This window comes from Microvenator marinus, assembly GCF_007993755.1.
Lineage (GTDB): Bacteria > Myxococcota_A > Bradymonadia > Bradymonadales > Bradymonadaceae > Allomicrovenator > Allomicrovenator marinus.
Genome location: NZ_CP042467.1, coordinates 3,855,812 through 3,881,782, shown reverse-complemented (window position 1 = coordinate 3,881,782; position 25,971 = coordinate 3,855,812). Strand labels below are relative to the sequence as shown.

20 protein-coding genes and 2 pseudogenes are annotated in these 25,971 nt (G+C 54.0%); 8 read left to right on the top strand and 14 right to left on the bottom strand.

What is annotated here, in order from left to right; all coding sequences use genetic code 11:
• The first annotated feature begins 33 nt into the window (after window positions 1-33).
• Window positions 34-294 carry a hypothetical protein gene (locus tag FRD01_RS15960; RefSeq protein WP_146961364.1) on the top strand — a complete coding sequence of 87 codons (261 nt, stop codon included), beginning with the start codon at window positions 34-36 and terminating at the stop codon, window positions 292-294.
• A 356-nt stretch (window positions 295-650) separates the two neighbouring features.
• Here the strand turns inward: FRD01_RS15960 and FRD01_RS25010 are convergent.
• From FRD01_RS25010 to FRD01_RS15925, 7 genes and pseudogenes are all read right to left on the bottom strand, one after another.
• A pseudogene (locus FRD01_RS25010) lies at window positions 651-842 on the bottom strand (transposase); the annotation flags it as partial.
• A gap of 198 nt (window positions 843-1,040) precedes the next feature.
• Window positions 1,041-2,075, bottom strand: a complete 1,035-nt coding sequence (locus FRD01_RS15950; protein ID WP_146961360.1) for a nucleotidyltransferase family protein — start codon at window positions 2,073-2,075, stop codon at window positions 1,041-1,043.
• The gene (locus tag FRD01_RS15945) at window positions 2,075-3,055 is read right to left on the bottom strand and encodes an SDR family NAD(P)-dependent oxidoreductase (protein ID WP_146961358.1); all 981 of its coding nucleotides are present in this window, start codon (window positions 3,053-3,055) and stop codon (window positions 2,075-2,077) included. The genes FRD01_RS15950 and FRD01_RS15945 overlap by 1 nt, the downstream gene beginning before the upstream one ends.
• A complete protein-coding gene (neuC, locus tag FRD01_RS15940) occupies window positions 3,052-4,203 on the bottom strand; it encodes a UDP-N-acetylglucosamine 2-epimerase (protein WP_146961356.1) in 1,152 nt (383 codons plus the stop codon). The genes FRD01_RS15945 and neuC overlap by 4 nt, the downstream gene beginning before the upstream one ends.
• A complete protein-coding gene (gene neuB / locus FRD01_RS15935) occupies window positions 4,200-5,207 on the bottom strand; it encodes an N-acetylneuraminate synthase (protein WP_146961354.1) in 1,008 nt (335 codons plus the stop codon). Before neuB ends, neuC begins: the two co-directional genes overlap by 4 nt.
• Window positions 5,204-5,884 (bottom strand): acylneuraminate cytidylyltransferase family protein, encoded by a 681-nt coding sequence (locus FRD01_RS15930; protein ID WP_249755669.1) that lies wholly within the window; start codon window positions 5,882-5,884, stop codon window positions 5,204-5,206. Before FRD01_RS15930 ends, neuB begins: the two co-directional genes overlap by 4 nt.
• Window positions 5,885-5,959: 75 nt before the next feature.
• Window positions 5,960-6,281 (bottom strand): annotated as a pseudogene (locus tag FRD01_RS15925) (S-(hydroxymethyl)glutathione dehydrogenase); the annotation flags it as partial.
• 334 nt (window positions 6,282-6,615) lie between these two features.
• Between FRD01_RS15925 and FRD01_RS24910 the strand changes: the two are divergent.
• On the top strand, window positions 6,616-6,924 hold the full coding sequence (locus tag FRD01_RS24910; protein WP_146961350.1) for an asparagine synthase-related protein: 309 nt from the start codon (window positions 6,616-6,618) through the stop codon (window positions 6,922-6,924).
• On the opposite strand, the gene FRD01_RS15915 is transcribed toward FRD01_RS24910, so the two are convergent.
• From FRD01_RS15915 to FRD01_RS15905, 3 genes are all read right to left on the bottom strand, one after another.
• Window positions 6,908-8,884, bottom strand: coding sequence for an acyltransferase family protein (locus tag FRD01_RS15915; protein ID WP_146961348.1), 1,977 nt, complete (start codon window positions 8,882-8,884; stop codon window positions 6,908-6,910). The two genes, FRD01_RS24910 and FRD01_RS15915, sit on opposite strands and share 17 nt — an antisense overlap.
• 182 nt (window positions 8,885-9,066) lie before the next feature.
• A complete protein-coding gene (locus FRD01_RS15910; protein WP_146961346.1) occupies window positions 9,067-9,819 on the bottom strand; it encodes a class I SAM-dependent methyltransferase in 753 nt (250 codons plus the stop codon).
• A gap of 63 nt (window positions 9,820-9,882) precedes the next feature.
• Window positions 9,883-10,992: an S-(hydroxymethyl)glutathione dehydrogenase/class III alcohol dehydrogenase gene (locus FRD01_RS15905; RefSeq protein ID WP_146961344.1), complete on the bottom strand. Its 1,110-nt coding sequence runs from the start codon at window positions 10,990-10,992 to the stop codon at window positions 9,883-9,885.
• Between the two features lie 322 nt (window positions 10,993-11,314).
• Between FRD01_RS15905 and FRD01_RS15900 the strand changes: the two genes are divergently transcribed.
• Complete coding sequence (locus FRD01_RS15900; protein ID WP_146961342.1) at window positions 11,315-11,527, top strand: hypothetical protein; 213 nt, start codon at window positions 11,315-11,317, stop codon at window positions 11,525-11,527.
• Here FRD01_RS15900 and rfbC read toward each other — a convergent pair.
• Genes rfbC through FRD01_RS15885 form a run of 3 tightly spaced genes read right to left on the bottom strand, consistent with a single transcriptional unit; the run spans window position 11,514 to window position 15,569 of the window.
• Window positions 11,514-12,065, bottom strand: a complete 552-nt coding sequence (gene rfbC, locus FRD01_RS15895) for a dTDP-4-dehydrorhamnose 3,5-epimerase (protein WP_146961341.1) — start codon at window positions 12,063-12,065, stop codon at window positions 11,514-11,516. The two genes, FRD01_RS15900 and rfbC, sit on opposite strands and share 14 nt — an antisense overlap.
• A gap of 4 nt (window positions 12,066-12,069) precedes the next feature.
• The gene (locus FRD01_RS15890) at window positions 12,070-12,711 is read right to left on the bottom strand and encodes an acetyltransferase (RefSeq protein ID WP_146961339.1); all 642 of its coding nucleotides are present in this window, start codon (window positions 12,709-12,711) and stop codon (window positions 12,070-12,072) included.
• Between the two features lie 5 nt (window positions 12,712-12,716).
• Window positions 12,717-15,569: a DUF1963 domain-containing protein gene (locus FRD01_RS15885; protein ID WP_146961337.1), complete on the bottom strand. Its 2,853-nt coding sequence runs from the start codon at window positions 15,567-15,569 to the stop codon at window positions 12,717-12,719.
• A 117-nt stretch (window positions 15,570-15,686) separates the two neighbouring features.
• Between FRD01_RS15885 and FRD01_RS15880 the strand changes: the two genes are divergently transcribed.
• The 3 genes from FRD01_RS15880 (at window position 15,687) to FRD01_RS15870 (ending at window position 21,079) form a co-directional block, all read left to right on the top strand.
• A complete protein-coding gene (locus FRD01_RS15880; RefSeq protein WP_249755668.1) occupies window positions 15,687-17,597 on the top strand; it encodes a MopE-related protein in 1,911 nt (636 codons plus the stop codon).
• A gap of 192 nt (window positions 17,598-17,789) precedes the next feature.
• Window positions 17,790-19,439, top strand: a complete 1,650-nt coding sequence (locus FRD01_RS15875; protein ID WP_146961334.1) for a putative metal-binding motif-containing protein — start codon at window positions 17,790-17,792, stop codon at window positions 19,437-19,439.
• 59 nt (window positions 19,440-19,498) lie between these two features.
• The gene (locus FRD01_RS15870; protein ID WP_249755667.1) at window positions 19,499-21,079 is read left to right on the top strand and encodes a putative metal-binding motif-containing protein; all 1,581 of its coding nucleotides are present in this window, start codon (window positions 19,499-19,501) and stop codon (window positions 21,077-21,079) included.
• Here FRD01_RS15870 and FRD01_RS15865 read toward each other — a convergent pair whose 3' ends face one another.
• A complete protein-coding gene (locus FRD01_RS15865) occupies window positions 21,080-22,897 on the bottom strand; it encodes a hypothetical protein (protein ID WP_146961330.1) in 1,818 nt (605 codons plus the stop codon).
• A 190-nt stretch (window positions 22,898-23,087) separates the two neighbouring features.
• On the opposite strand from FRD01_RS15865, the gene FRD01_RS15860 reads away from it, so the two are divergent.
• Both FRD01_RS15860 and FRD01_RS15855 read left to right on the top strand, forming a co-directional pair.
• On the top strand, window positions 23,088-24,419 hold the full coding sequence (locus tag FRD01_RS15860; protein ID WP_146961329.1) for an ASH domain-containing protein: 1,332 nt from the start codon (window positions 23,088-23,090) through the stop codon (window positions 24,417-24,419).
• A gap of 86 nt (window positions 24,420-24,505) precedes the next feature.
• Window positions 24,506-25,906, top strand: coding sequence for an ASH domain-containing protein (locus tag FRD01_RS15855; RefSeq protein ID WP_249755666.1), 1,401 nt, complete (start codon window positions 24,506-24,508; stop codon window positions 25,904-25,906).
• Window positions 25,907-25,971 lie beyond the last annotated feature (65 nt).

Here is a 25,971-nt window from a genome sequence, read left to right as displayed (position 1 = left end):
ATCTTGGTGATGTGACCTTTGGATTCGCCACGAATGTCACGAATTTGTGCCAAGATCTTCGGACTTGTGTCGCCACGCATAGAACGTCGCCCTCGCAACTCCCATGACGCGGCACAACGAAACAATGCTCTGATAGGGCTTCTGAGCCTCAATGAATCGATATCTCACTTCGATTCCTCGACGAAGAAGGCCGCCGATCTCACGTTCCTCACGCAAGACCTTGACCTCTTTGCGAAGGCGCTCCAACTCGGCGACCTCATCGGGACTCAAACCGCGGCTAGAAGCTTCCCGTGAAGCATTGACCTAGGTTGTAGAGCGAGTTTGCGTTGACCCCTGAGCCACACTCAGACCCTGTTGCTCCACGAGGCAAACTGCGTCGGCTTTAAACGAATCTGTGAACCGTCTATACTAATTTTCTTCGTCACTTTGAACCTCCTTACCCTACGAGGGGTAGATTGTAACTAGGTGTCTAGAAAATCAGGACCACTTCAGAGCCTTCTGCACCTCAATGAATCGACATCTCACTTCGATTCCTTGGCGAAGAAGGCCGCCGCCTTTTTTAGGATTTCACGTTCCTCACGCAAGACCTTGACCTCCTTGCGAAGGCGCTCCAACTCGGCGGCCTCATCGGTACTCAAACCGCTACTAGAAGCCTCCCGTGAAGCATTGACCCAATTGTAAAGCGAGTTTGCGTTGATCCCAAGGTCGCGCGAAACCTGAGCCACACTGAGGCCCTGTTCTTCCACGAGGCGCACTGCGTCGGCCTTAAACGAATCTGTGAACCGTCTGTACTGTTTGATTTTCTTCGTCACCTTGAACCTCCTTACCCTGTGAGGGTACATTGTAATTCGGTGTCTAGAAAATCAGGACCACTCCAACCCTCTAATCCGTTTAAGATTGGACTCTGAGCTAAGCTCACTAGATCAACTCCGCCAGAACGTAGCCTGTCGGACGCTTACGTTGGGAAGAAAAACCCAAGCCTAATGACGAGACCAAAACTAAGCCATGCGAAAAGTCCGGCATACATTGACGTAACAGCGCTAAAACCGGGAACGAGCCTTGTCCAAGTCCTCCGGGCGACCAACATCCAGCCAATCCTCGAAGATCGGAAAAGAAATGATTTCCTTCCCATCTTCAAGCCCACGTTCCATAAGCTCGGTAATATCGAAGAGTCGATCACACTCAATCAAAGGTAGTAGCTCGGGAGAAACGATATAAACCCCCGCGTTCACAAAGAAATCGAAGGTCGGTTTTTCGGAAATCCCGCTGACCTTCAGCCCATCCACTTCAACAACACCAAATGGCACTCGAATAGAGTAGTGGCGCACCCCCACTGTCATGTGTGCCCCATTCTCTTCGTGAAAACTCAACATCTCGGCAACATTGAAATCAGTGAGGAGGTCACCGTTCATAACAAGGAAAGGTGAATGGACACGGCCTTCCAACCTCTTGAGCGCACCTGCTGTACCAAGGCGATCTTGTTCGCGAATGTACTCTATATTGACACCCCAATCTTCTCCGTTCCCAAAATGAGTCTCGATCTTTTCAGCCAGGTATCTCGTCGTAATCATCACATTTTCCACACCCGCTTTTTTGAGATGAGAAATGATATGTCCAAGGATAGGCTGGCCGCCGACATCAATGAGTGGCTTTGGTGTGTCCTGAGTAAGATCGCCGAGTCTGGTTCCAAGTCCTCCAGCCATAAGAACGGCCGGAAGTCTGGATGTATCTGATTTGGACTCATTTAGCCAAAGACCAACTACCTTGTCGTGTTCAACAATAGGAAGATGCCGAATGGAACGATCCGACATGATAGCCGCGACTTCGCTCCTTATGCTGGCAACATCTACTGTTATAGGTGAGGCATTGACCACCTCCATTCCCACATTATCAAGCTTGAGACCTCTCAGGAGTCCGCGACGAACGTCACCATCCGTAATCGTCCCCATCAGCTTGCCGTCTGCGTCCAGAACCAACAAGATCCCTATAGCTGACCGATCGATAAGCTCTAGCGCCTTGCGAATTGTAAACTCACCGCAGACGGACCAATTCTCAATATCGTCTCTTCGCAACATTATACGTGGTACTCGCTAGCCTGCGCTGCCGAAAGGTGTTCGCGGACCCACTCAATCGTGTGACTGAGTCCATCCCTAAGGCTCGTGGTTGGCGTCCAGTCGATGCTCTCCTTTGCCCAACTTGCGTCACAGAGCAGTCGCAAGACTTCGCTCTTCTCTGGCCGCACGCGCGTCTCGTCGAACTCTAAGTCCGCCGAGCTTCCTGTGATGTCTTTCAAGAGCTCGTAGAGCTCACCAATGGAGATATCATCACCATTCCCGATATTGAGTGGTGTACCAAATGGCGCATCTCCACACGTAGCCATCTTAAAAAACCCCGCAGCCGTATCACCAACGTATGTCAAATCACGTCGCGGACTCAACGATCCGAGCTTAACGGCATCAGAGAAAAGCAATTGGGCAATAATAGTGGGTATGATCGCCCTCATCGATTGCCGTGGCCCATAGGTATTGAAAGGTCTCAAAATATTTACAGGCAAATCGAAGGCTCGAAAGTAACTCTCAGCAAGAGCGTCCGCTCCAATTTTGGACGCGGAGTAGGGCGATTGCCCCTGGGTAGGGTGCTTCTCGTCGATGGGCACATACTGAGCCGTGCCGTAGACTTCGCTTGTGGAAGTCACCACAACTCGCTCCAGCGACCCACTTCTCAAACAAGCATTCAAGACGTTAACGGTTCCTTGAACGTTGGTCTGAACGAACTCGTTCGGATTTACGTAGGAATACGGAATCGCAATCAATGCTCCCAGGTGAAAGACATGAGTGATGTTTTCGGTGGCTCTGATAATTGCGTCGGGGTCGCGCAAATCCGCTTGCACTACTTCCAAGCTTTGAAGCTTGTCCTTTGAAAGAAACTCCAAATTGCCAATGCTACTTCTCGAATTGTACCGAACCATCGCTCGAACTTCAGCGCCCTCTGAGAGCAATCGCTCTACCAAGTGACTGCCGATGAAGCCTCCGGCCCCTGTTACTAGTGCTTTCATTCCAAATCCTGAAACTTTTTGGGAACGAGACTTTTTGGGTCAATATCTTCCAAAATCTCAACAATTCTTTTCGATGCTTGTCCATTTCCGTATGGATTCGGCGCCTCTTGAGCCTTGCCTCGAAACTCATCCGACAGCACGGTTCTCACCCCATCTACTATGCTTTCGAACTCGGTGGGAACATCAAAAACATTCGCTCCACGCGCCCTGCCCTTCTGCCGATTCCCGACATTTAAGACCGGTACTCCAAGTGACGCAGCCTCAATAATCCCACTGGACGTATTCCCAACCATCGCGGAGCAGCGCTTCATAGCCGTGAAATAGCCCTTACTTCCCAAATTGGTTGTGAGAGTCAACCCTCGATTCCTCTCAGCCTCGGCCCGTAGCAATTTGTTTATCGCGCTTCCTCCCATATCCGCATTCGCAATGGTGAATACGCAAGGCATTCCGGCCTCGAAGAGTGCATCAAGTAGATTCTGGACTTGTTCAAGCTCCGTTCCCAACTCCGTTGTGACGGGGTGAAACGTGCAGAGCAGAAACTCCGCCGGAAGTTCAAACCCAAATCTTTTGGCAAACTCTTCGTCTGTCATTGGAACGAAGTCTCGAAGGTGATCGAGCGCTGGAGCACCAACTGTGTGCACTCGCCATGGTTCTTCACCGAGTTGCACAACCCGTTTTGAATGACCTTCTGTCGAGGTAAAATGAAGGTGACTCATTTTCGTAATTGCGTGGCGAAACGCCTCGTCCATGGCGCCCTCTGTAACTTCACCACCATGTAGATGAACGAGCGGAATTTGAAATGGAACTGCCGCGGTGGCGGCTCCAAACATCTCAAACCTATCACCGAGGACCATTATCAAATCGGGCATTTCGCGCGCGAAAATGGAGGCAAAAGCCAGAGTTGTATGTCCGATGGATTTGCTCACGGACGCTGAATCTTGACCACTTACCAGAACGTCTTCCAGTGCAACCACGTTTAATCCAGAATCAAGCACCTCTTGGGCTGTATATCCATACTCTGGAGCCATATGCATTCCGCTGATCGCGACCTTAAGCTCCAGTCTCGTGCTCTTTTGAATTGCGTTGAATACTGGGGTGTAGATCCCGAAATCTGAACGTCCCACTGTCACGGCTAAGATAGTAGTCATTCGAAAAATTCCAGACTCAAGAGTTCGTCAGCAAGCACCGACCTCTTGAGCGTTCTTCCCACAAAGAAATCCATCATCCGCGTCGGGATTCCAGTACCGGGACGCTTTGCGACTAGGTCAGCCTCAGAAAGCACATGGCCGCTTGGAAGGTTGTGTCGGATCACTAGACTCTTTCGGGCCACGCTCGCGGTGGAGATTTCCTCTGGATTGGGTCTCTTTCTCGCTCCCCCCAAAGCCAACTCCACGTCTCGAATTTCGCGCACCATCGCTTTCAACTCGTCAGGCTCTAGGGAAGCTTTGTGATCGGGGCCTACCATCGAGCGACTCAAAGTGAAGTGCTTTTCGATGACACTTGCTCCCAAGGCCACACTTGCAATTGCAACACCAATTCCATTGGTGTGGTCAGAATACCCCACTGGATAGCCGAAGGAGGCCAATGTTTGCATTGCCCTTAAGTTGATGGACTTTGGACTGGCCGGGTAGTTGCTGACACACTGAAGAATCGTCAATGCAGGGTCAGCCCACTCACTTTCAATCGTTTCCACCGCAAGCTCCACCTCTCCCAAATTCGCCATCCCGGTTGAAATGACCAAGGGCAAACGGTTTCGAGCGACATGCCTTAGGAAGGGCAGATTTGTGAGCTCCCCTGAGGCCATCTTGATACGCTTCATTCCAAGGGACACTAAAAACTCTGCAGATTCCTCGTCGAAGGGAGTCGACATAAATTCGATCCCGCGTTGAGAGCACTCCTCTATCAATTCTTGGTAACGATCTTCGGCCAATTCTAGAGCCTTTAACATTTCCCTTTGGCTCTTCTCTTCTCCCACGTTTTCGACCTGGTACTCCGCCATTGCGGCGCTACTTGCCGCCAAACGGTCGGCCTTAAACGTCTGAAATTTCACCGCGTCTGCACCGCTTTCAGCAGCAATCGCCACCAGCTCTTTTGCGAGACCAATATCCCCGTTGTGATTGACTCCGGCCTCCGCGATGATGAACACGCTCACGCGATCTCCTTTTGCAGATAAAGTTCGGCTAGACGCAGGTCGATCTCGTCATCGATATCTATTGATCGAGCTTTCGGCATCACGACTGCCACAGTCTTCCCAAAAACAAATTGAGGGCCTACAGGTCGCCTATTCCACCTGATAGCGTAAACAGCCCCGTTGAGTTGAAAAGCTTCAGGAAGGGATTGCCTAGGTAGCCAAGGGTTTGCCCCTTCTACAAACGTGGTTGCAGTTCCATTTTCAATCCTCCAAGCCCTCCACGGATTCAAACTCGCCTCTTCGTACGTGGCGATTGAGTCGACCGATGGGTCTTTCAATAACGCGTCCACACAAGCCCTAATGTCCTCAGGAGCGCGGAGTGGAGACGTAGGTTGTAACAGAACCAAGATCTCAGCCCCCCCAATGGCATTAACCGTGTGGACAACCGCGTCCATTACCAACGAGTCGTCGGCAGAAAGTTCAGGTGGCCGGTTCACCACCTGCGCACCCAACCCTTTGGCAACACGCGCAATTTCATTATCATCAGTTGAAACAAGGATTTCGTCACAGCAACCAGAAAGCTGGGCGCACTCAATTGTCCACTCAATCAATGGTCGCCCGCCCAGTAGCGCAACGTTTTTACCTGGCAAGCCTTTACTACCACCCCGGGCTGGAATTACCGCAACGACACGCTCCACAAACACTCCTACAAACACTCCTTACTTCACGCGAGGAGGTTTAGCCCGTGCACGATGCTTTTACAAGACTGTGGTTTAGAAGTGGATGACCGTGCGGATGGATTTTCCTTCGTGCATGAGGTCGAAAGCGCCTCGTTGATCTTCTCTAGAGGCAGATGAAAGATTCCAATGGGAGCTCGCCGCTCATGGCCTTTTTGACCATGCCTGGGAGTTCGGTGCGCCCGCGCACGCCGCCGAATGCGGAGCCGCGCCACACGCGGCCGGTCACCAACTGGAACGGGCGAGTGCTGATTTCTTGGCCGGCACCGGCCACCCCAATAATCACGGACTAGCCCCAGCCCTTATGGCAGCATTCGAGTGCGGAGCGTATTACGACTACGTTTCCGATGCATTCGAAACCAAAACCTCGCCGCCCACGTGAGTACAAACTTCTTGCGGTTCGTGGTTCCAAGTTTTTCCTGGAGCGCCATCATCAGCGCGAGCTCCTCACACGGTGGGATATCCGTCTACTGGCGTTCCTGCCAGGTTTCGAGAAATCAACCACCTCAGCGGTTTGCCCATTTCCAAAGTCGCCGAAGCTACTCTCTCCAACTCGACAACCACACGACTCATGGATGAAGGAACTCAATCCATGGCACGTATACCCAGACTGGTACCCCGAAAATCTTTCTGCAACGCTCCTGTTTTCAAGAAAATCCCAATCGAGTACGGCCTTGGACTACATTTCGTAAATGCGCGATGGCGTTCTGGTGAAAGTCGACCGGACCACAATGAGATATGGACTCGAAGCCAGATCTCCCTTTCTTGACCACCGCCTAGTGCAATTTGCGCAGAGCCTTCCTTCCCATTTCAAAAAATCCGGACAAACGTTCAAACTCATTCTCAGATTGGTATTGGCGGACAAAATCCCAAGCGTGTCCAACCTACCAAAAACGGGCTTCGGAGTACCGATCCCAGGTGTAAAAACAGAAAGAAAAAATGAGTTTCGTCTGTGGCAAGAATCGGCTCTAGTCGACTGGAATCTCAGATTTCCTCCCTAAGAATTGCCTCCAATTGGCTTTCCAACTCACCTTCGGTGAATAGGGACCCATAGACACTCAGATGTCCACCGTCATGGTAGATCCAATTGGTCCCATCGTGCGACTTACACTTGCCTTCTTTGCAAAGCGTGTGCTGCAAGTCGATAATTTTTGGGTTGGTATCCGGCCCTTTGTAGATTGAAGCATCAAATTGCAAGTACTCGGGATCGCTTGCGGACCATTCCGGTGCGCAAACTTCAGGAAAAAGTTGAAAAGAGAACCATGAACATCGCGAACCAAACCGCGTTGTAGCTCTCCCGTCACGGTCGTACAACTTGGGAATAGGAGCGATATAGACCAATCGCACCCCAGAAGCCTCAATCTCCTTACTTGTTTGTGAAACAGCATCGTGCAAATCGACTACCTTGCCTCCGGAATCCACGAATTTCCAGTTAGAAGCGCTTACATAGCCATCTATTGCGCTCGAAACAATCAGAACATCCGGCCTTTGTTTTAAAACTTCATTGATACTTTCAGTAACCCACGTTCGACATGCCTCTTTTGGTATCCCGTCAGCAATTGGAAGAACATTCAACACAAACGGGCAGGCTGAAGAAGTCGCAACCTGCAGTTCAACGCCCCTTGTTGAGGCAATTGACTTGAGGGCAGGAATGTGTTGTCTCGCATTTGAATCGCCAAGCAAAACCAACTTAAAGCGTCCTTCATCGCCCCAACGACAAGTCTTCGACTCCGCCTTGTAAGGTATTGTTGAATCACAACCTATTGCTGAATACTCGCGTCGCATCTCTCTGAGTTGATCAATATCGGAGCTAGTTGGTGGTATGGTCGCTTGAATTGCCCAACAACTAACAGGAACGATAACTGCAATTGGCAAAAGCCACTTTAGCTGAATCGTTGAGTTCCGACGGATAGGCCCTTCAAAGTAACGTTCGGTAGCCCAAGCCAAAAGAAGGGAACACATCCCCAAAGCAATCACGGCCCAATCTGAGTTGGGAAATGAAGCATGTGCAAAGACAATCAACGGCCAATGCCAAAGATAGAAAGAATAGGATAAGTCCCCCAAACGTTGTAGTGGCCTCCATGTCAAAAACCTGTACACCCCAAGAGGACTCTTTATACCTCCAACTAACATCAACGCACTTCCTGCCGTGGGTAAGATTGCCAAATAACCTGGGTATTGAAATTCAGGAATTCCACTCAAGGACAACCAGAATATCAACAAGAGCCCCAGCCAGCCAAGAGGTACCAACATTTGGTTGAGTTTTATCGCGGACGATCGAGATAACCTAGGCAAGTTCCAAGCAATAAGGGAACCTACTCCAAACTGCCATGCTCGGGTGAGAGAGGAATAGAAAGAGAGTACTTGGCCATTGACTGTTTCGAATGGATAGAAAGCTACAAGAATGCACAAACCAAAGCTGATGACAACTAAGCCGGCCAAAACTTGCCCTACACCGATCATCCTGTCGAAAAGATTCCATCCCAACAACAAGAGGAAAGGGAATGCCAAGTAAAACTGTTCCTCAACGGAAAGCGACCAAGTGTGGAGGAAAAAGTTCTCCTCTACAGCTGGTTGAAAGTAGCCACCTGCACGATACAAATAGTGATTGGCGTTAAGAAAGACGGCAGCTACGGCCGTTCTTCCACTTACTTTTTGGCTAACCTCAGGCCCAAGTAGGATACCCAAGAGAGTACAAACGGAGAGTACCAAAGAGAGAGCTGGCAATAGCCGACGCACTCGCCGGCGAAAGAACTCCGACAAACTAAACCCTTCTGGAGTGTGCAAGGACTTCAAAATACCGCCCGTGATAACGAATCCTGAGATAACAAAGAAAACGTCCACACCAACGAATCCGCCGGGAAAGGGCAACCCCATGTGATACAAGACAACAATTAATACAGCTATTCCCCTCATTCCTTGAACATCGGCCCGAAAATGAAACGGAAAAGATTTATCCATTTTAATGACCTCTAGAGTGATTCAACAAGAATCTTAGTCAGAATCTCTTGTTCGTAACTGACCATCCCGTCTTTCCAGGTTTTTAGAAAACGCCTTTCAGCGAATCCAAAAACCCCACCTTACCCACACCCAAGGCTCTGTTCGCTTCCAAGAGTGAGCGAACCCCTCATCCGTTCCTCGTGCTATTCAGAGTAAAGTCCACCTTCTAGGACCTCTTTCTTCGCACCCACACCTTGATTCATTCTTGAAGCTCTTACGCCGTGGGCGGTTGTCGACACTGCTTCGAACCCGAACCCTTTCATCATCGCAACCTGGGTCTCTTTGGTGAAGTAGGTTAGGTGTTCGGGGTAATGGATGACGCTCCATCTCTCACCCAAAACTCTTCTCGAAAATGAGTCAAAATTCGGAGTGGTGACGTAGATAATTCCGCCGGGCCTCAGCACTCTAAGGATCTCTGGGATTTCTTCAGCATGGTTATCAATGTGCTCGATAACCTCAGTGTAGATCACCACATCAAAGAAGTTTGAGTCGTAGTTTGCAGTGTTCAACGGCCCTTGATGCATCTGGTGGCCGTATTGACGTGCCAGAACCACCGCGTCTTCAGTGAACTCGGTCCCAAAAGTCTCCCAATCTCTTTCCAAGGCTTGGTCCAAAAAGTGAGCCTGACCGCAACCGATATCCAAGATTCTATTAAGCTGGCGATGCTCTTCAAAGGTATCCAGTACTTCTTCGCGCCGCTTCACCGAAATGGGTGAAGAAAAACTCCTCTTTCGAGTATAGATTGACTCGTAGTACGCCACCAATACTTCTTCGGATGCGAGATTTCGCGTAGAGACCCCGTAGCAATCCACACATTGCACCAGGGGTACACGTTCAAATTCCTTCAAACCACTGAGTTTTCTGCCCTCACACATAGGGCATGACACGCGTTCCACAAACACTCCTTACTTGACGCGAGGAGGTTTAGCCCGTGCACGATGCTTTTACAAGACTGTGGTTTAGAAGTGGATGACCGTGCGGATGGATTTTCCTTCGTGCATCAGGTCGAAAGCCTCGTTGATCTTCTCTAGAGGCAGGGTGTGCGTGATGAAGGGTTCCAATGGGAGCTCGCCGCTCATGGCCTTTTTGACCATGCCTGGGAGCTCGGTGCGCCCGCGCACGCCGCCGAATGCGGAGCCGCGCCACACGCGGCCGGTCACCAGCTGGAATGGGCGAGTGCTGATTTCTTGGCCGGCACCGGCTACCCCAATGATCACGGACTCGCCCCAACCCTTATGACAGCATTCGAGTGCGGAGCGCATTACATCTACGTTTCCGATGCATTCGAAGCTAAAGTCTACGCCGCCGTCTGTGAGCTCGACGATCACTTCCTGGATGGGTTTGGAGTAATCCTTAGGGTTGATGCAATCGGTGGCGCCTAGCTCGCCTGCGAGCTTGAATTTGTCGGGATTGATGTCCACACCGATGATGCGCGAGGCTCCGGCTTCTTTGGCGCCCATGATCACGGCGAGCCCGATGCCGCCGAGACCGAAGACGGCAACGGTGTCGCCGGCTTTGACTTTGGCGGTGTTATGCACCGCGCCAATTCCGGTGGTCACGCCACAGCCCAGAAGGCAGACTTTCTCGAGCGGCGCCTCGTCGTCGATCTTTGCCAACGAAATCTCCGGCACCACGGTGTACTCGCTGAAGGTGCTCGTGCCCATGTAGTGGTAGATGGGCTTTCCTTGATACGAGAATCGCGAGGTGCCGTCTGGCATCAGGCCTTTGCCTTGCGTGGCGCGAACGGCCTGGCAGAGGTTGGTTTTGCCGGATTTGCAGAACTTACACTCGCGGCATTCGGCGGTGTAGAGTGGGATCACGCGATCGCCCTCTTTGAGGGTGGTCACGCCCTCTCCCACTTGTACCACTACGCCCGCGCCTTCATGGCCGAGCACCGCGGGGAAGATGCCTTCTGGGTCCTCGCCGCTGAGCGTGAACGCGTCGGTGTGGCAGACGCCGGTATGTGTGATTTTGACCAGGACCTCGCCTTTTTGCGGCGGGGCGACGTCAATCTCTACAATTTGTAGTGGTTTTCCGGCTTCAAAGGCTACAGCTGCGCGACTTTTCATGGTGCTCCTTGGGGTTTAAAACGGATTTGGCTGATTAGATGTTGCGGCAAGAAATGGGATGCAAAAAAAGCGCGCCCCTCGACGCTCTTGAACTGCGGGAAACAATGCAGAACAGAAACGCGAGGGGCACTTCTCGGACTGGAAGGAGGGACCCAGGACGAGCGCCTTGATTCTGACGAAGTCTTTCCCTGGGAACAAGCTCGTTATCCGCGCAAATTCGATGCAATTGTGTCGCTAGAAGCCTTACAGACACGCAACGCATGAGGTGCTATAGGAGTCACAGTCTCGGGCGGTACCGAGGCTTTACCAAGTGGAGGAGACCATGAAAAAGTTCTATGTATTGGCCATTTTAGTCGCCCTTTCAATGTGGGCTTGTGAGAAAAAATCAACCTCTGAAGAGATTGATGAAGCGGTTGAAGCCGTGGGAGACGATGTCGAAGAGGCCGGCGAAGCCGTCAAGGACACGGCGGAAGAAGGGGCCGAAAAGGTTGAGGAAGGCGCCGAAAAGGTCGAGGAAGCTGTCAAAGGTGAGTGAGTCTCATTGACGGTGCATCCAGATCCTTCTGGTTTAGCAGAGGGTCCTGAAGTGGCCATTTGATGCCGAGCTCCGGGTCGTTGTAGGCAATCGAGCCTTCGGACTCGGGCGCGTAGTACGCGGTGGTCTTGTAGAGGAAATGTGTATCGTCCTCTAGGGCCTGAAAGCCGTGCGCAAATCCCGGAGGCACCCAGAGCATGGTGTGTTCCTGGGCATCGAGCTTGATACCAAACCATTGACCTAAAGTGGGCGAGCCTGGGCGGATGTCAACGGCGACGTCCCAGGCGGCGCCTTTGACCACGCGCACGAGCTTTCCCTGGGCGTGCGGGTCGCGCTGGAAATGCAGGCCACGCAGAACGCCCTTGGACGAGCACGAGTGGTTATCCTGCACAAAATCTACGGTCGGCTGCCCGTCTTCTTCGAGCACCTTGAGAAAGGCCTCGTGATTGAAGCTCTCGAAGAAGAACCCGCGGGGATCGTTGAAGATTCGGGGTTTGATTACGAGGAGTCCGGGGATAGGCGTTTTTTCGACGTTCATGGCTTCACTGGGTTTTGATAACTCGCGAGGGGTTTCCTACCACCGTCGCGCCCGCGGGGACATCCTTAATCACCACGGCGCCGGCGCCCACGATAGCGTTTGCGCCAATCTCAACGCCGTTGATAACCACGGCACCCGCCCCTACCCACGCCCCCTGGCCCACCTCTACTTCGCCGGCGAGCACGGCCCCCGGGGAGATATGGACCCCGGAGTCAATGATGACGTCGTGCTCGATGGTGGCGTTGGTGTTGATGATCACACCCTCGCCAATCTGGGAGGCGGCGTTGATGACCGCGCCTGCCATCACATGCGAGCCGTGTCCAATCGTAGCTGACTGGCTGATGACGGCTTTGGGGTGGATGAGTGCGGGTAGCTCCCAGCCGAGCTCGGTGAGTTTTTGAATGAGCTCAAGGCGGACTCGGTTGTTGCCAATGGCGACCGTCGCTGGGAGGCTCGAGGGTTTTCCGCCGCTCAGAAACTCGTCTTGCAGACCCACCACGACCGCCCCACCGGGCTCCGCTACCCGCCCTACACCCGACTGATCCACAAACCCCGCCACGTCCATTCCCGCCGCGCGGATCAAGTCGGCGACCACCTTTCCGTGGCCTCCCGCGCCAAAAATCAACCATTTTTGCGTTGAACTCATAACCTTCACGTGTACTGCCAGAACGCGGTCGCCTCGGTCTCGGCGGGGTTGATGAAAACATACAACACGCCAAAAAGTGAAGCTTCAGGCCACGCATTTTTGATGAAATCTTGAGCGATCGAGTCGAAGTCGATTTGGGCCACGAACTTCCAAGGCACACCATCATCATCAACGGGCCACTCGTCGTGTTGTACCCACTGCGGGGTGCCACTCCATCGCGTCCAAGGCTTCTCTTCACTGCCGAGGGATTCGTGAAAAGTCTCCAGTCTCTGAGCGAAAGCGGGGTCGGCCTCCTCAAAAGGCCTAGTGCGTGACTCATCGATTTGAAAGCCGTTGACCTCGGCGGCCAGAACACGAGGCTCGATCACGGTCACATCACCTGGGCGTGGCCCCTGGTCCTTCCCCATTTGCGAGGAGCTTCGGATAACCGCCACGAGTTCTTCCTCTTCCATGGCGAGGTCGTTTGTTGGCGCAAAGACCGACACTCCGCCAACCTTTTTCCCGTCCGGAACGCTCACGGAGAGGAGGTGCCCCAGCGGCTGCCCGTCTCTCTTTGGCCACTCTTTTCCAACTGAGCCTCTTGGGGTACCGCCGAGGTAGTCGTAATCGTACTTTCCGGCTTCGTCACCCAAACTCATCACAATGATGTCTTGAGTAAAGAGCGCCTTAATCGCGTCATCGTCGAGCTCTGCGGCGCCGATGTAGGACTTTTTCTGTTTGGAGGCGGCCTCTTTGGCGAGTTTCTTCTGGGCTGCCTTGGCGTCGGCTAGCTCTTCGGTCTTGGAGCTATCCGTGCCGCGTCCAAGCCGAAGCCCCCAATCGTAGACTGACCCCCATCGCGTTACCACCGTTGCGCCCGAGACGTCCCCGAACCAGAATTTGGCGCTCTTATCCGCGCAATAGAGCCTCACACTAGACCCGAACTCCGCGTCGGCCTTCTTCTCCTCGGGGTTATGAGATGCCGCGAAGGCTTTGCGCGGCCCGAGGGCTGCGGCTGCTTCGAAGGCTGCCGAAAGTGGGAGCTTGAAACGCGCGGCTTCGTCTTTGTCGCATTGGCCGAGGATCGCCCGTGTGTCCTGGTCGTAGGCGTAGAGGCGGCGCCGGACAAAGTGGGGGACCGCCGCATAGGTGCCGACCTCCATGGGATCGAGCGAAAACTCATGGTTTTCTATCTCCCCGAGCTTCTCAACCTTGTCGTAGTTGAATCGGTAGATCGACCGTGCATAGAGGTCCACGAGTAGGATTTCTCCGGTTTCGGGGTCCACGGCGGCTAACGGCGCGTCAATAGAGCGCGCTTGTTCCCAGCCCTCGGGTACGTGAGGAACCCAAACTCCGTCGGTGAGGACCGAAACATCATCGAATCCAAACCTCACGAGCGCGCCTTGCACCGGGTCGAAGACCATCTTTGGGCGCAGGAACATCTCTTTATGGCGTGCGTCACTTGGTTTGGGCGAGGACTTCTTCTCTTTAGTCCATCCTGAATCAAGGAGATAAAACGTGTGATTCGACGCGCGATTCTTGACGGTTCCTCCCCACGCCACAAACCGACGATTCGCCACGTCCCAATGGACCAGAAAGTCTTCGCGCACGCCAAATGTGGCTTCGTCCGGACCGACGACCGAATGCCAATCCCCTTCAAACCTGAAGACGGCTCCGTTGCGGGCGAAGGCGTGGATGGTACCGGCACCGTCTCGAGCGAGCCTCACTACGTAACCTTCGGTGTTTGCGCTGCCCTCACCAACAACTTCGCGCCATCCGTCTTCGTCCACGATTCGAAGCCCCAGTGGATAGCGCGTAGATGCGATCCAAAGAGAGCCCTCTTTGCCTGCCAAGGCCACGCCCCCGTACCATTCGGTTGGGCTCGGTTGAACGATATGCCCCAACACCCTCCACTCGCCGGCCTTTGAGCGTTGGTAGAAGAACTCCTGATTCTTCGCATAGGCTCCGGGCGTGAGCTCATAAGGGCCAGGCCCCAGCCAAAGGGAGTGGTCACGCAAATCGAAGGCCGAACGAAGAGCATTTGAGCGGCGGACTTCGCTGACCGGGGTAGCCAAGGGCTTCCAGGTATCGCCTTCGAGTCGGAAGGTACCCTGAGGGGCGCCCATAACCAGAAGCACTCCCTCGCCTTCGCAAGACGCAAGGACGAAGGTCGAATTGTCCGTGTAGAGCTCCACCTCGGAGAGACCGTCTTCTAGCGAAACGAGCTCCTTTCCGTCGAACGCAAAGAGCCTTCCTTCGTACTCCTCTCCGTCTACAACGCCGATGATCAATCGGTTGCCCTCGAAATCCCAAACGGCACGCGCGCCTTCGTTGTTGTGCCATTCTTTCGGGAACTCGGGGCCCAAGTCTGCGAGCTTCTGCCACGTGTTCGAGTCGTCGAGAAACCACACGGAATAGGGAGTAATGGCAAGGTTCTGCTCTTTCACCGGGTCGAAGGCGAAGATCATTTTCGAGTCGCTCGAGAGCGCCTCAGGATCGACGGGCAATATGCCTTGTGTCTCAATCTTCGAGATTCCGTCGGCGGTGATGAGGAGCCCCGCAATTCGGTACTCGTTTCGCGCCTGACGCTCGATAGTCCAACACACGACGCCCTTTCGTTTTGAGTCGTAGTGACCCGTCCAAAACTGGTCCGCGCTTGCCTGAATGGCTTCGTGATCCTGAATCCAGGTACCGTTGCTGGTAAGATGCCAAGCCTCACCAAACTGGTGGTGCTCGGGTTCGCGGACGTACACGAGAGCGCCGCGTTCTTGGTCGAACGCCAGCACATAGTTGAGAGGCCAGCCACCGGGTGCGGGAGGGCTCGACTCAGATGCCACGACCTCCTCACCTAGAATCTGCCATTTTTGGGTTGAACTCATTTTAACCTACACGTTAGGGTCCGTTTATATGTGCGATCATAGTCAGGAACGGGAAAAGCTTTCGGAACGATGATCTGTGGCCGTCATCCAATTTTACGCATAGAGAACGGGAAGTACATGAAAAAGATGTTGTTTTTTGTAGTTGCGGGTCTTGCACTATCGTGTGGTGACTCTTCGGAACCGGTGGTTGACGCCAACAACTCAAATAATGCGTCGAATAATGGAGACTCTAATAATATCTCCAATAACGGCGGAAACTCTAACAACTCTAACAACTCTAATAACTCCAATAACAACACAACACCTGTGTGTACGCCAAGCCCAGAGATCTGTGATGGCGTGGATAACGATTGTGACGGCCAGGTGGACGAGGACGTGATGTGCCTGCCCGAGGCACCGGAGGTGACGATCTCCGCCACCAAAATCAAGACTTTGAGCTTCGAGTGGGAGCCCGTTGCGGGCGCTATGGAGTATGTGCTTCAGGAAAAGCGCGACGGTGCCGCGGACTTCAGCGAGGCTGCCACGATTGGGGAGGCGGAGACCGCGTACGACCTTCAGGTCTTCTTGCCGGACGTACTCAATGCGCAATACCGACTCGACGCGTGTAACTCGGACGGCTGTGCGCCGGGCAACGTGGTCGAGGCGAACCCGGTGTTGAACGACGCGATCGGCTACGTAAAGTCGTCCAACTCTGAGTCCCTGGATGTCTTCAACGTGGTGGCTCTATCGGGTGACGGGAACACACTGGCCGTTGGGGCCGACGGCGAAGACAGCGCTTCGAGAACGATCAACGGTGACCAGGCTGACAACTCCGAAGCCGCAAGCGGCGCCGTATACGTGTTTGTTCGTAATGACGGTGTGTGGACTCAGCAGGCGTACATCAAGGCGCCTAATGCGGATGCCAACGATAGGTTCGGCGCGAGAGTCGCGCTTTCAGAAGACGGCAATACCCTGGCCGTGGGAGCCCCCGTAGAGAAGAGTGCCGCCACGGGTGTGAACGGCAATCAATCTGACAACTCGGAGTTTGCGAGCGGGGCGGTCTACGTGTTTTCACGAACCGGAAATTTCTGGTCCAATGAGGCCTACCTGAAGTCCGACAACACCGAGGCACAGCAGCAGTTCGGAGCTAGTCTTGCGCTCTCGGACGACGGGAACACCCTCGTTGCTGGTGCGCCTTTTGAAGGGAGCATCTCAGGGGCGCTGCAGTTCGGCGCAGCCTACGTCTTCTCACGGCAGGGAAGTCAGTGGTCACCGGCAGGTCGTCTGACGGCGAGCAACCAGGCGAGTGGTGATCGATTCGGGCTGGCGCTGGCGATTTCTGGTGACGGGAAAACCATCGCGGTCGGAGCTGAGTTTGAAGATGGCGGCTCGGGCATCAATGGGGATCAGAGCGACAACTCCGCGCAAGGTAGCGGTGCTGTCTATGTGTTCAACGAAGGGGGCGGAATCTGGACCCAAGCGGCGTATATCAAGGCGTCAAACGTAGAGGCGAATGATGCGTTCGGCTCAGCCGTCGCGCTTTCGCAAACCGGGGATACTTTGGCTGTAGGGGCCAAAGGAGAAGATGCTCCGAACAATAGTGTTTCCGGGAGTGGCGCCGTTTATATCTTTGGCCGAAATCAAGGCACGTGGGTCCAAGAGGCGTACATCAAGTCCTCGAATCTGGATGAAAACGACGAGTTTGGATTTCGTGTAGAACTATCGGCTGACGGCAGTACTTTGGCCGTTGGCAGTACCCAGGAAGACGGCGTGGGCAAAGGCTTTGGTGGCGACGAGTCAAACAACACATTGGAAGACAGCGGCGCCGTCTACGTGTTCAAACGCGGCGGGGATGAGTGGGTGCAAACTGCCTATATTAAGGGTTCGAACTCCGATGCTAATGACGAGTTCGGAAACAGCCTTGCGCTTAGTGATGACGGCCAGACCCTTGCGGTTGGCGCACGTTACGAAGACGGCGGCAGCCGTGGTTTTGGGGGCGACCTGACCGACAACACGCAGGAAAATAGTGGTGCCGTCTACCTCTACTGACGCCATTTTCGGCACCGCCAAAAAAGTGACTTGACTCGCCGCGACTTTTCAGGTTTTCTTTAGGTTCACAATTTGATGACCCGCAATTCTGGTGGGGGAAACTAATACGCAACCAAGCATTTTCCCTCATCCACAGGGGGTTTGAATTTTTGGATTTTTTGCGCATTGGTGCGCTTAGACGTGGGGAAGAAGATGAAAAAGTGGTTAGTATGTGTTTTGGCGGTTTTCGCGTGGTCGTGTGGTGAAGATAGCTCACCTTCTGTGGATCCGAATCCGAGGAATAATGACAACAACGGGGAATCCAACAACGGGGAATCCAACAACGGGATGACTACCGGAAACACCGGAGGCACGTCCGGCGAGTGTGTGCCGAGCGCGGGTGGGGTCGAACTCTGCGATGGCATCGATAACGATTGCGACGGCGAGGTGGACGAAGACTTCCCTGATTTAGGCGAAGCATGCGAATCGGGCCTTGGGGCATGCGCAGTTGAAGGCGTGAAAGTCTGTGCTGAGGATCAACTGGATACCGTGTGTGACGCGGTTGCGGGTGAGCCCTCAGATGAAGTCTGCGACGAGATCGACAACGATTGTGATGGCGAAGTGGACGAGGACTTTGAAACCCTTGGGGACGCATGCACCGCGGGCGACGGCGCATGTTCAAACAGCGGTACCGTGGTGTGTCAAGCGGACGGCACCGCCGCTTGTAACGCGGTTGCAGGCACACCTGGTGGAGCCGAGCTCTGCAACGATATGGACGACGATTGCGACGGCGAGATCGACGAAGGCTTTGTGGGCATCGGTGATGCGTGCGAAGTGGGCGTGGGTGCGTGCGCAGCAAGCGGTATTCAAGTGTGTGCGATGGACGGCTCCGGGGTTGTTTGCGGCGCCGTTGAAGGAACTCCAACCGACGAAATCTGCGATGGCATCGATAACGACTGCGACGGAGATACCGACGAGGGCTTCAACGTGGGCACCTCCTGTGCAGCCGGCATGGGTGTGTGCCGCCAAACGGGAAGCATCGTCTGTGACGGGGCCGGAGAGGCCATGTGTGATGCCGTAGCTGGAAATCCCCCTCAAAACCCAGAATTGTCGTGCGATAACCTCGACAATGACTGCGACGGCGCGGTTGATGAGGGGTGTGATGACGACAATGACAACTATTGTGATGCTGGGATGCATCGAGTTGGCAATCCAACCGTTTGCCCAGCAGGTGGCAACGATTGCGATGACACGGACGCCAGCATCAACCCGGGTGCCGTTGAGGTTTGTGACGGCGTAGACAACGACTGTTCCAACGGGGTGGATCAGGATGCGACAGATGCATCCACCTTTTATCTAGACTGTGATGGTGATGATTATGCGGCCGATACCGTTGCATCACGTGATGCGTGTATGCCCCCTGCGGATTCGATAGCCGTGGCTGCATGCAATCTCAGTAGCGCATCTTGGACTGATAGGGCCCCACTTGACGGAGACAGCATAGATTGTCGCTCAAGCAACGCCAATGCGCACCCCAATCAGTATAGCTACTTTGCAACGCCGATCAACAATATTATTCAACGGCTGTCCTATGACTACAATTGTGATGGCGTCCATACTCAGCGCTACACAACAATCAATGTGTCGCCTTCTCCGAGCTGCCCAAACGGTACTTTACTTTTTGGTGGGGCTTGCAAACCACCACGCGATAATGGGGGCACGCCATGGGAGGGATGGACTGGATCAACTGCACCAGCATGCGGCATCTCGGCAGCCTTCACCACTTGCACTTACGGAACGGTGCAGAACGGAGTGTGTGTCGGTGTGCGTGAAACCAGAAACGAAACACAAACTTGTAGATAAGGGGATCCAAAATGAAAAAACACTATTGATACTATTTGCCGCACTTGGATTGGCTTGTGGTGAAGACCAATAGCGTCGGCACTACGACGTCGACCACCAATGGCACCACGGGCAATACCACCCAAAACACCACTGGGAACACAACAGGCAACACCACAGGTGAGTGCGTCCCCTCTGCCGGTGGCGTCGAGCTTTGTGATGGCATCGATAACGATTGCGATGGTGAGACTGATGAAGCTTTCGCTGAATTGGGCGAAAGCTGTGGTGATGGTCTCGGGGCTTGCGCCGTAGAGGGCGTGTACGTTTGCGCCGAGGATCAAGTCAACGTGGAGTGTGATGCACCTCCCGGGCTGGCACCACAGGACGAGATTTGTGACGGCATCGACAACGATTGCGATGGCGAAACCGACGAAGACTTCGAAACCCTAGGCGACGCTTGTTCGGCTGGAGAAGGAGCGTGCGCCAACGACGGAGTGGTGGCTTGTACACCAGACGGAACCGCCGCGTGTAACGCGGTCGCCGGAACGCCAGGCGGTGCCGAGCTCTGCAACGCTATGGATGATGATTGTGATGGGGAGATTGACGAGGACTTCGAGGACCTCGGAGATGAGTGCACTGTCGGTACGGGCACATGCGAGAATACGGGCACCATCGTATGTTCTGCTGACGGGACGCTTACGGAATGTAGTGTACTTCCGGGGATGCCAGAAACCGAAACTTGCGACGGTCTCGACAATGATTGCGATGGCGCAATTGACGAGGGTTTTGGGGTAGGTAGCACGTGCAGTGCAGGCGTTGGCGTTTGTTCACGCGGCGGCGCTATCATCTGCATTCAAGGAGCTGCCGTGTGCAACGCGGTTGCGGGCACCCCACCTCAGACCATAGAAAACACTTGTGACAATCAGGACAATGATTGTGATGGTCAAACCGACGAGGGCTGTAATGATGACTCTGACGGCTATTGCGACGCCAGCTTTACGGTACTCGGTGCACCGACAGTATGTCCGCAGGGAGGAAACGACTGCAACGACACGGACCCTGCTATCAATCCGTCCTCCGATGAAGTTTGCGATAATATCGACAATGATTGTGATGGCGATATCGACGAAGACGCTACAGACGCGACAACGTATTATGCCGATTGCGACGGTGATGGCTTTGCTGGCTCAAACGCTGCGACGACCAATGTATGCGGCACCCCAGACAATCAGACGGCCGAGATAGTTTGCGCGAATAACAACTCCGTCTGGATTACACTTGCGCCTGGCGGGTCCAATATTGATTGTGGCCCGTTCGACGATAGAGCATTTCCGGGACAAACCACAGGATTTACGGGATTGATGAACGACCCAGCCAATGGAACCAACTCACGGGACTTCAACTGCAACGGAAGCGTAGATAAGATTCTTACAAATACGAACGTTAACCCCAATGCTCCCTGCTCGCCTGGATTTTCGCTCCCCTTAAACAACCGCTGCATACCTCCGCTCAACCTTCAAAACCCCGAAAGCGGATGGACAGGTAGCACTTCCCCCGCCTGTGGTGTTAGTGCTCAATACACTTCTTGTTCGTATAGCGGGAGTGGACCAAATTGCCCGGGAACACGCACCACCACAAGCGTGCAACAGCTTTGTAACTAATCACTCTACACTTCGACGAACCGAAGACCACGTGGTGAACCCATGAATGGCGAGGGAGGCTATCAAAGCCAGAATGAACCACAGTTTGTCTGGCTTTGACTCCCACGCCATTCCCACGCCTTCTAGCCCGTAAAACTTGTTGACCGAAGGTACGGAGATATCCGTGAGGATGGAGCCCACGGGAGTCAAGAGGTAGAGCAAGGGCGCTACGAAGAGGAAGGCGACTACTACTGCCAAAACACCGGCAGACGATGCAGGGACAAGGTAGAAGACGCGGCTCTTCGGACCAAAGCCAAACGCGGCTTGGCGTCCCAGTACAAAAAAGATGAGCAGGAGCGAAAACGCACTAAGACTCAAGAAGAACGGCCCGCTCACCTGCGCCAATAGTCCCCGCTCGCCCGTTGACGGGGCATCGATAGCACTCGCCATTTGGAAAATAGCCAAGGGGTTGGAGCTCTTCGTGGCGTCTGCGTGAGCCCGCACCATTTTCGCAAAAGCCTCGGCACTTGGGAGGACTTCGGTGTGGTGAGTTCCCTTAACAAGGGAATCCTGCTCGGCCTTAGCCACTTTCAAGAATTCATCTCGCTCGGGGCTCGCCATCAATCCCTCGAGCCACGTGATGACCTCGGGATCGCTATAGCCTTGCTGCATGGCCCCCAAGGGCGCTGAGGCCATGATACCGACCTCAGACACTCCACGCGTAGCCACATGGGTCGCCCAGCCTACAAACCCCAAGAAGACCAAAACTCCAAGGACCTCGGGCAGGCTTGGCACCACGATCCAACGCTTAAGACCCTCTCGGGTCGGATTCCTGAGCGCGCTCGCGCGCCCGCTCGCAAAGCCCACGAGCACCATCACAAACCCAAACGTGGAGAGTACCAGCAGCGCGAGGTCTATCCTGCGGGTCTGCCCTTGAAAGAGCCTATGTGACGGGCTCTCCTTGAGCTCGTCCGCCCTCGCCTTCCAAACCTTGGCTTCCTCGGGCTTCTGATTGGCGGCGAGCCAATCACTGAGCGCCCTCCAGGCCATGGGCGAGCCCTCGGCTCCCGGGAAAAACGTATGAAACCTGGACGCGATTCGGTCCGCACTTTTGGCATCTCCGGCGTTTACGGCCGCTTGCATCGCCGCCCGCAAATCGTGCGTAACCACCACCATGATTACCAGATTCCAGACAAAATCTGGGCGCATTCCACTCTTCTCAAACGCGGGCAAAACCTTGTCACAGGCCTTCTGAGCGTACGATTCCGAAAGACCGTGGGATACCACAAGGCGCTCGGCCACTCCGCAGAGCGCAAGGGTATCCACCCAATGCGTGCTCAGCTCTTCTGCGCGGGCAAGGTTGGCGCCAAGCTTGTCGGAATCCCCCAAAATCCCGCGTCCCAGCGCCCGATAGAGCGGCGGCAGCGGGTCGGTTGGGTCTTCCACCTGCAAAGCCACGAGCTCCGGAAGGGCCTCACGCCACGCCGCCTGATCAATGGCCTCGAGCTCGTGAATCGCGTCTGGGAGCTCAGAGCGCCTCTCCATATGTGCTTTGGTGAATGAGCTCCAGGGCCCTCGACCCAAAAACTCCGGATCGTGTTGAATTTTTAGGGAGGTCCCATCGTTTGAGACGAGCTCAAGGCTTATGTGGTCCGCCTGGACCTCTACATTCTTGACGGGCGCTGGATAGAGGTAGCTCTCAACAACCTGGCCATGTTCAACCTTGAGCAGACGGTAGTCCTTGGACTTCCATTCGGCCGCATAAAGGTTGAACGAAGCTAGAAGGATTAGAAGTACAAGCGGGCTTTGTCCGCTTGAGATGAATTTGGGGAAATTCAAGATTGCCTCGGCATAGGAAAGTTACACAAAACCTACAACACACTCGAAAATCTCGAAAATCCATTTCTTGATTGGCGTGCAACCAACGCGGACAGAGCCCGCGTTTACTCTAGGTTTCTTCAGAACGTTTCAGTGGATACGAGGCTCAGAGCTGAATAGATGTTTGGATAGATTTGAATAGAGGTGAAAGATGCGCCCACTGGTAATGTTAGTACTTAGTTTGAGCTTGATGGCTTGCGGCGACGATATCCAGAAGAAGTCCGTGCCGAACACCAACGGTCCCAACAACGACGTCAATAACGAGAACAACACTCAAGGGTCCAACAACGGCACCACAGGATCGAACAATCAGACGGTCGACCCGAACAACCCGATCGACCCGAACAACCCGATCGACCCAAACAACCCCATCAATAATGTGGTTGTCGACCCAGACGTCTGCATTCTGGTGGACCCATTATCCATCAATTTTGGTGATGTTCCGGCGGGCTCTACAGCACGAGCCGTTGTGACCGTGGAGAATTGCAGCAGCGAGCGAGACAAAACCTTGCTGATTGATAGCGTGTCCTCAAACAACGCTGGATTTGAGGCGAGCGCCCCGTTGGCGACTGAGGTGCCTTTCGGGTTGCTCACGAGCTTCGCGATCGAGTTCAAACCAACGGCAGGCCGCGCCTACAGCTCGGAAATCGTGATCGTGACCAACGCCGGCGTCAGGCGCATTCAGCTGACCGGAACTGGCATTGTAGACAGCACATGCCCCATCGCTCTTGCGAGCGGGCGAGTGGGAGACTCTGGCAATTTCACGGGCAATATTGCGGCGCTGCCGCTCGATGTGGTCAACTTGAGTGCAGCCGGCAGCACGGGCGGAGGCGGAACCCTTAGCTACGAATGGTCGGTACTCGAGCGCCCACCAGGGTCCACCACCACTCTTAATCCGAACCCTAACGTCATGAACCCCAGTGTTTTCATAGACATTGCCGGTAGCTATCGTTTTGAGCTCCGGGTGTACGAAAACAACGTTGAGTCGTGTACTCCTGCCTCCGTTTTTGTCCGTGCCACCGCGGACGAAGACGTCCACATTCAGCTGGTCTGGGATACACCTTCTGACACAGACCAGAGCGACACTTTTGGCACAGACTTGGACCTCCACTACAAGCGCAGCTCCAGTGTTTGGAACGCTGCGCCCGGAGACATCTACTGGCAGAATAAGACTTCGGACTGGGGAAATCCTGGGCCGGAGGACGACCCAAGCCTGGATATCGACGATACTGATGGAGCAGGTCCTGAGAATATCAACCACAACAATCCGACCAATGACACCTATTCGATCGGGGCATATTACTACGCCGACAACGGATATGGCGCATCCATTGCCACGGTCCGTATCTACTTGAACGGGGCTCTGGAGGCTGAGCGCACCATGACGCTGCAAACCACCGGAACATTCTGGCATGTAGCTGATCTGCAGATTCCCAGCCAGACTCTCACCTTCATCGATAGCGTGACCAATGGCTTCCCGTGAGACATTGAGGTTCTTTCAGGCATATTCAGTGGATTTGAGATATAGAGATGCCTAAAAATGACCATCGACTTGATGGAGGAGAGACCATGCGTTCCCTAATGATACTTTTTCTTGGCCTGAGCTTGATGGCTTGCGGTGACGATCTGCAGAAGAAATCTGCGCCCGATACTAACGGGCCGGACAACAACCTGAACAACGAGACCAACAATCAGGCCTCAAATAACGGCACCGTGCAGGGAACCAATAATCAGACGGTTGACCCAAACAATCAGACCAACAATCAGACGGTTGACCCGAACAACCCAAATTCCAACAACAACACAAATACAAACAATCAAAACACCAACAACACGAACAACACCAACAACGGCACCATCGTCGTTGATCCAGACGTGTGCATCCTTGTGGACCCGCTCTCGATCAACTTTGGCGATGTTCCCGTGGGCTCCACGGCTCGTGCAGTGGTGACGATTGAAAACTGCAGTAGCGAGCGAAACAAAACCTTGCTCATCGATAGCGTAGAAGCTGCAGGCGACAGGTTTATCGCAAGTGCTCCGCTGGCAACCGAGGTGCCGTATGGGTTGCTCACGAGCTTTGCCGTTGAGTTCAAACCAACCTCAGGGCTCGGGTACAGCTCTCAGATTGTGATCGAGACCAACGCAGGAACGCGCACCATTCAGCTGAACGGTACCGGCATTGCAAACACCACGTGTCCTACCGCTATGGCGAGCGGCCGAGTGGGCACCTCGGGGAACTTTTCGGGCAACATCGCGGCAATTCCGCTAGACACTGTAAACCTCAGCGCGGCCGGAAGCATGGGCAGTGGCGGCACGCTGAGCTACGAGTGGTCGGTACTTGAACGCCCCACAGGCTCTAATGTGAGGTTGAGCCCCAACGCCACCGTCATGAACCCGAGCGTGTTCATCGACCTCGCCGGCTCCTACCGTTTTGAGCTTCGCGTCTACGAGAACGGCGTCGAGTCTTGCGTTCCAGCTAACGTGTTTGTGCGCGCCACAGCGGATGAAGACGTACACGTGCAGTTGGTTTGGGATACTCCATCAGACCCCGATCAAACTGATCCGACGGGAACTGATATGGACATTCACTACAAACGCAGCACCGGCGTTTGGAATCAGGAACCAGGCGATATTTTTTGGCGAAACCGCACATCGGACTGGGGTAATTTTGGACTCGACGACGACCCCAGCTTGGATATTGACGACACGGACGGCGCTGGACCTGAGAACGTCAATCATAACAATCCTACGTCAGACACCTACTCTGTGGGCGTCTACTACTACAAGGACAACGGGTATGGCGCCTCGACAGCCACGGTTCGGATCTATTTGAACGGTGCGCTCGAGACTGAGCGTACAAAACTCTTCCCGACAGAGGGGCAGTTTTGGCATGCCGCAGATCTGCAGATCCCAAGCCAGACTCTCACTTTCCCCGACACTCTGATCGCCGGATTCCCCACCTCTCCGTGAAAAAAATGATCTAATTTCGCAACACTTGCGAAAAGTGTCCGATAATTAAAGAAAGGGACTTTTTT

What these genes read in the sequence shown, in the direction of transcription:
- FRD01_RS15960 (WP_146961364.1), top strand. Translation starts at nt 34, where the DNA reads ATGTCACGAATTTGTGCCAAGATCTTCGGACTTGTGTCGCCACGCATA.
- FRD01_RS15950 (WP_146961360.1), bottom strand. Translation starts at nt 2,075, where the DNA reads ATGTTGCGAAGAGACGATATTGAGAATTGGTCCGTCTGCGGTGAGTTT.
- FRD01_RS15945 (WP_146961358.1), bottom strand. Translation starts at nt 3,055, where the DNA reads ATGAAAGCACTAGTAACAGGGGCCGGAGGCTTCATCGGCAGTCACTTG.
- neuC (WP_146961356.1), bottom strand. Translation starts at nt 4,203, where the DNA reads ATGACTACTATCTTAGCCGTGACAGTGGGACGTTCAGATTTCGGGATC.
- FRD01_RS24910 (WP_146961350.1), top strand. Translation starts at nt 6,616, where the DNA reads ATGCGCGATGGCGTTCTGGTGAAAGTCGACCGGACCACAATGAGATAT.
- FRD01_RS15915 (WP_146961348.1), bottom strand. Translation starts at nt 8,884, where the DNA reads ATGGATAAATCTTTTCCGTTTCATTTTCGGGCCGATGTTCAAGGAATG.
- FRD01_RS15905 (WP_146961344.1), bottom strand. Translation starts at nt 10,992, where the DNA reads ATGAAAAGTCGCGCAGCTGTAGCCTTTGAAGCCGGAAAACCACTACAA.
- FRD01_RS15900 (WP_146961342.1), top strand. Translation starts at nt 11,315, where the DNA reads ATGAAAAAGTTCTATGTATTGGCCATTTTAGTCGCCCTTTCAATGTGG.
- rfbC (WP_146961341.1), bottom strand. Translation starts at nt 12,065, where the DNA reads ATGAACGTCGAAAAAACGCCTATCCCCGGACTCCTCGTAATCAAACCC.
- FRD01_RS15890 (WP_146961339.1), bottom strand. Translation starts at nt 12,711, where the DNA reads ATGAGTTCAACGCAAAAATGGTTGATTTTTGGCGCGGGAGGCCACGGA.
- FRD01_RS15885 (WP_146961337.1), bottom strand. Translation starts at nt 15,569, where the DNA reads ATGAGTTCAACCCAAAAATGGCAGATTCTAGGTGAGGAGGTCGTGGCA.
- FRD01_RS15880 (WP_249755668.1), top strand. Translation starts at nt 15,687, where the DNA reads ATGAAAAAGATGTTGTTTTTTGTAGTTGCGGGTCTTGCACTATCGTGT.
- FRD01_RS15875 (WP_146961334.1), top strand. Translation starts at nt 17,790, where the DNA reads ATGAAAAAGTGGTTAGTATGTGTTTTGGCGGTTTTCGCGTGGTCGTGT.
- FRD01_RS15860 (WP_146961329.1), top strand. Translation starts at nt 23,088, where the DNA reads ATGCGCCCACTGGTAATGTTAGTACTTAGTTTGAGCTTGATGGCTTGC.
- FRD01_RS15855 (WP_249755666.1), top strand. Translation starts at nt 24,506, where the DNA reads ATGCGTTCCCTAATGATACTTTTTCTTGGCCTGAGCTTGATGGCTTGC.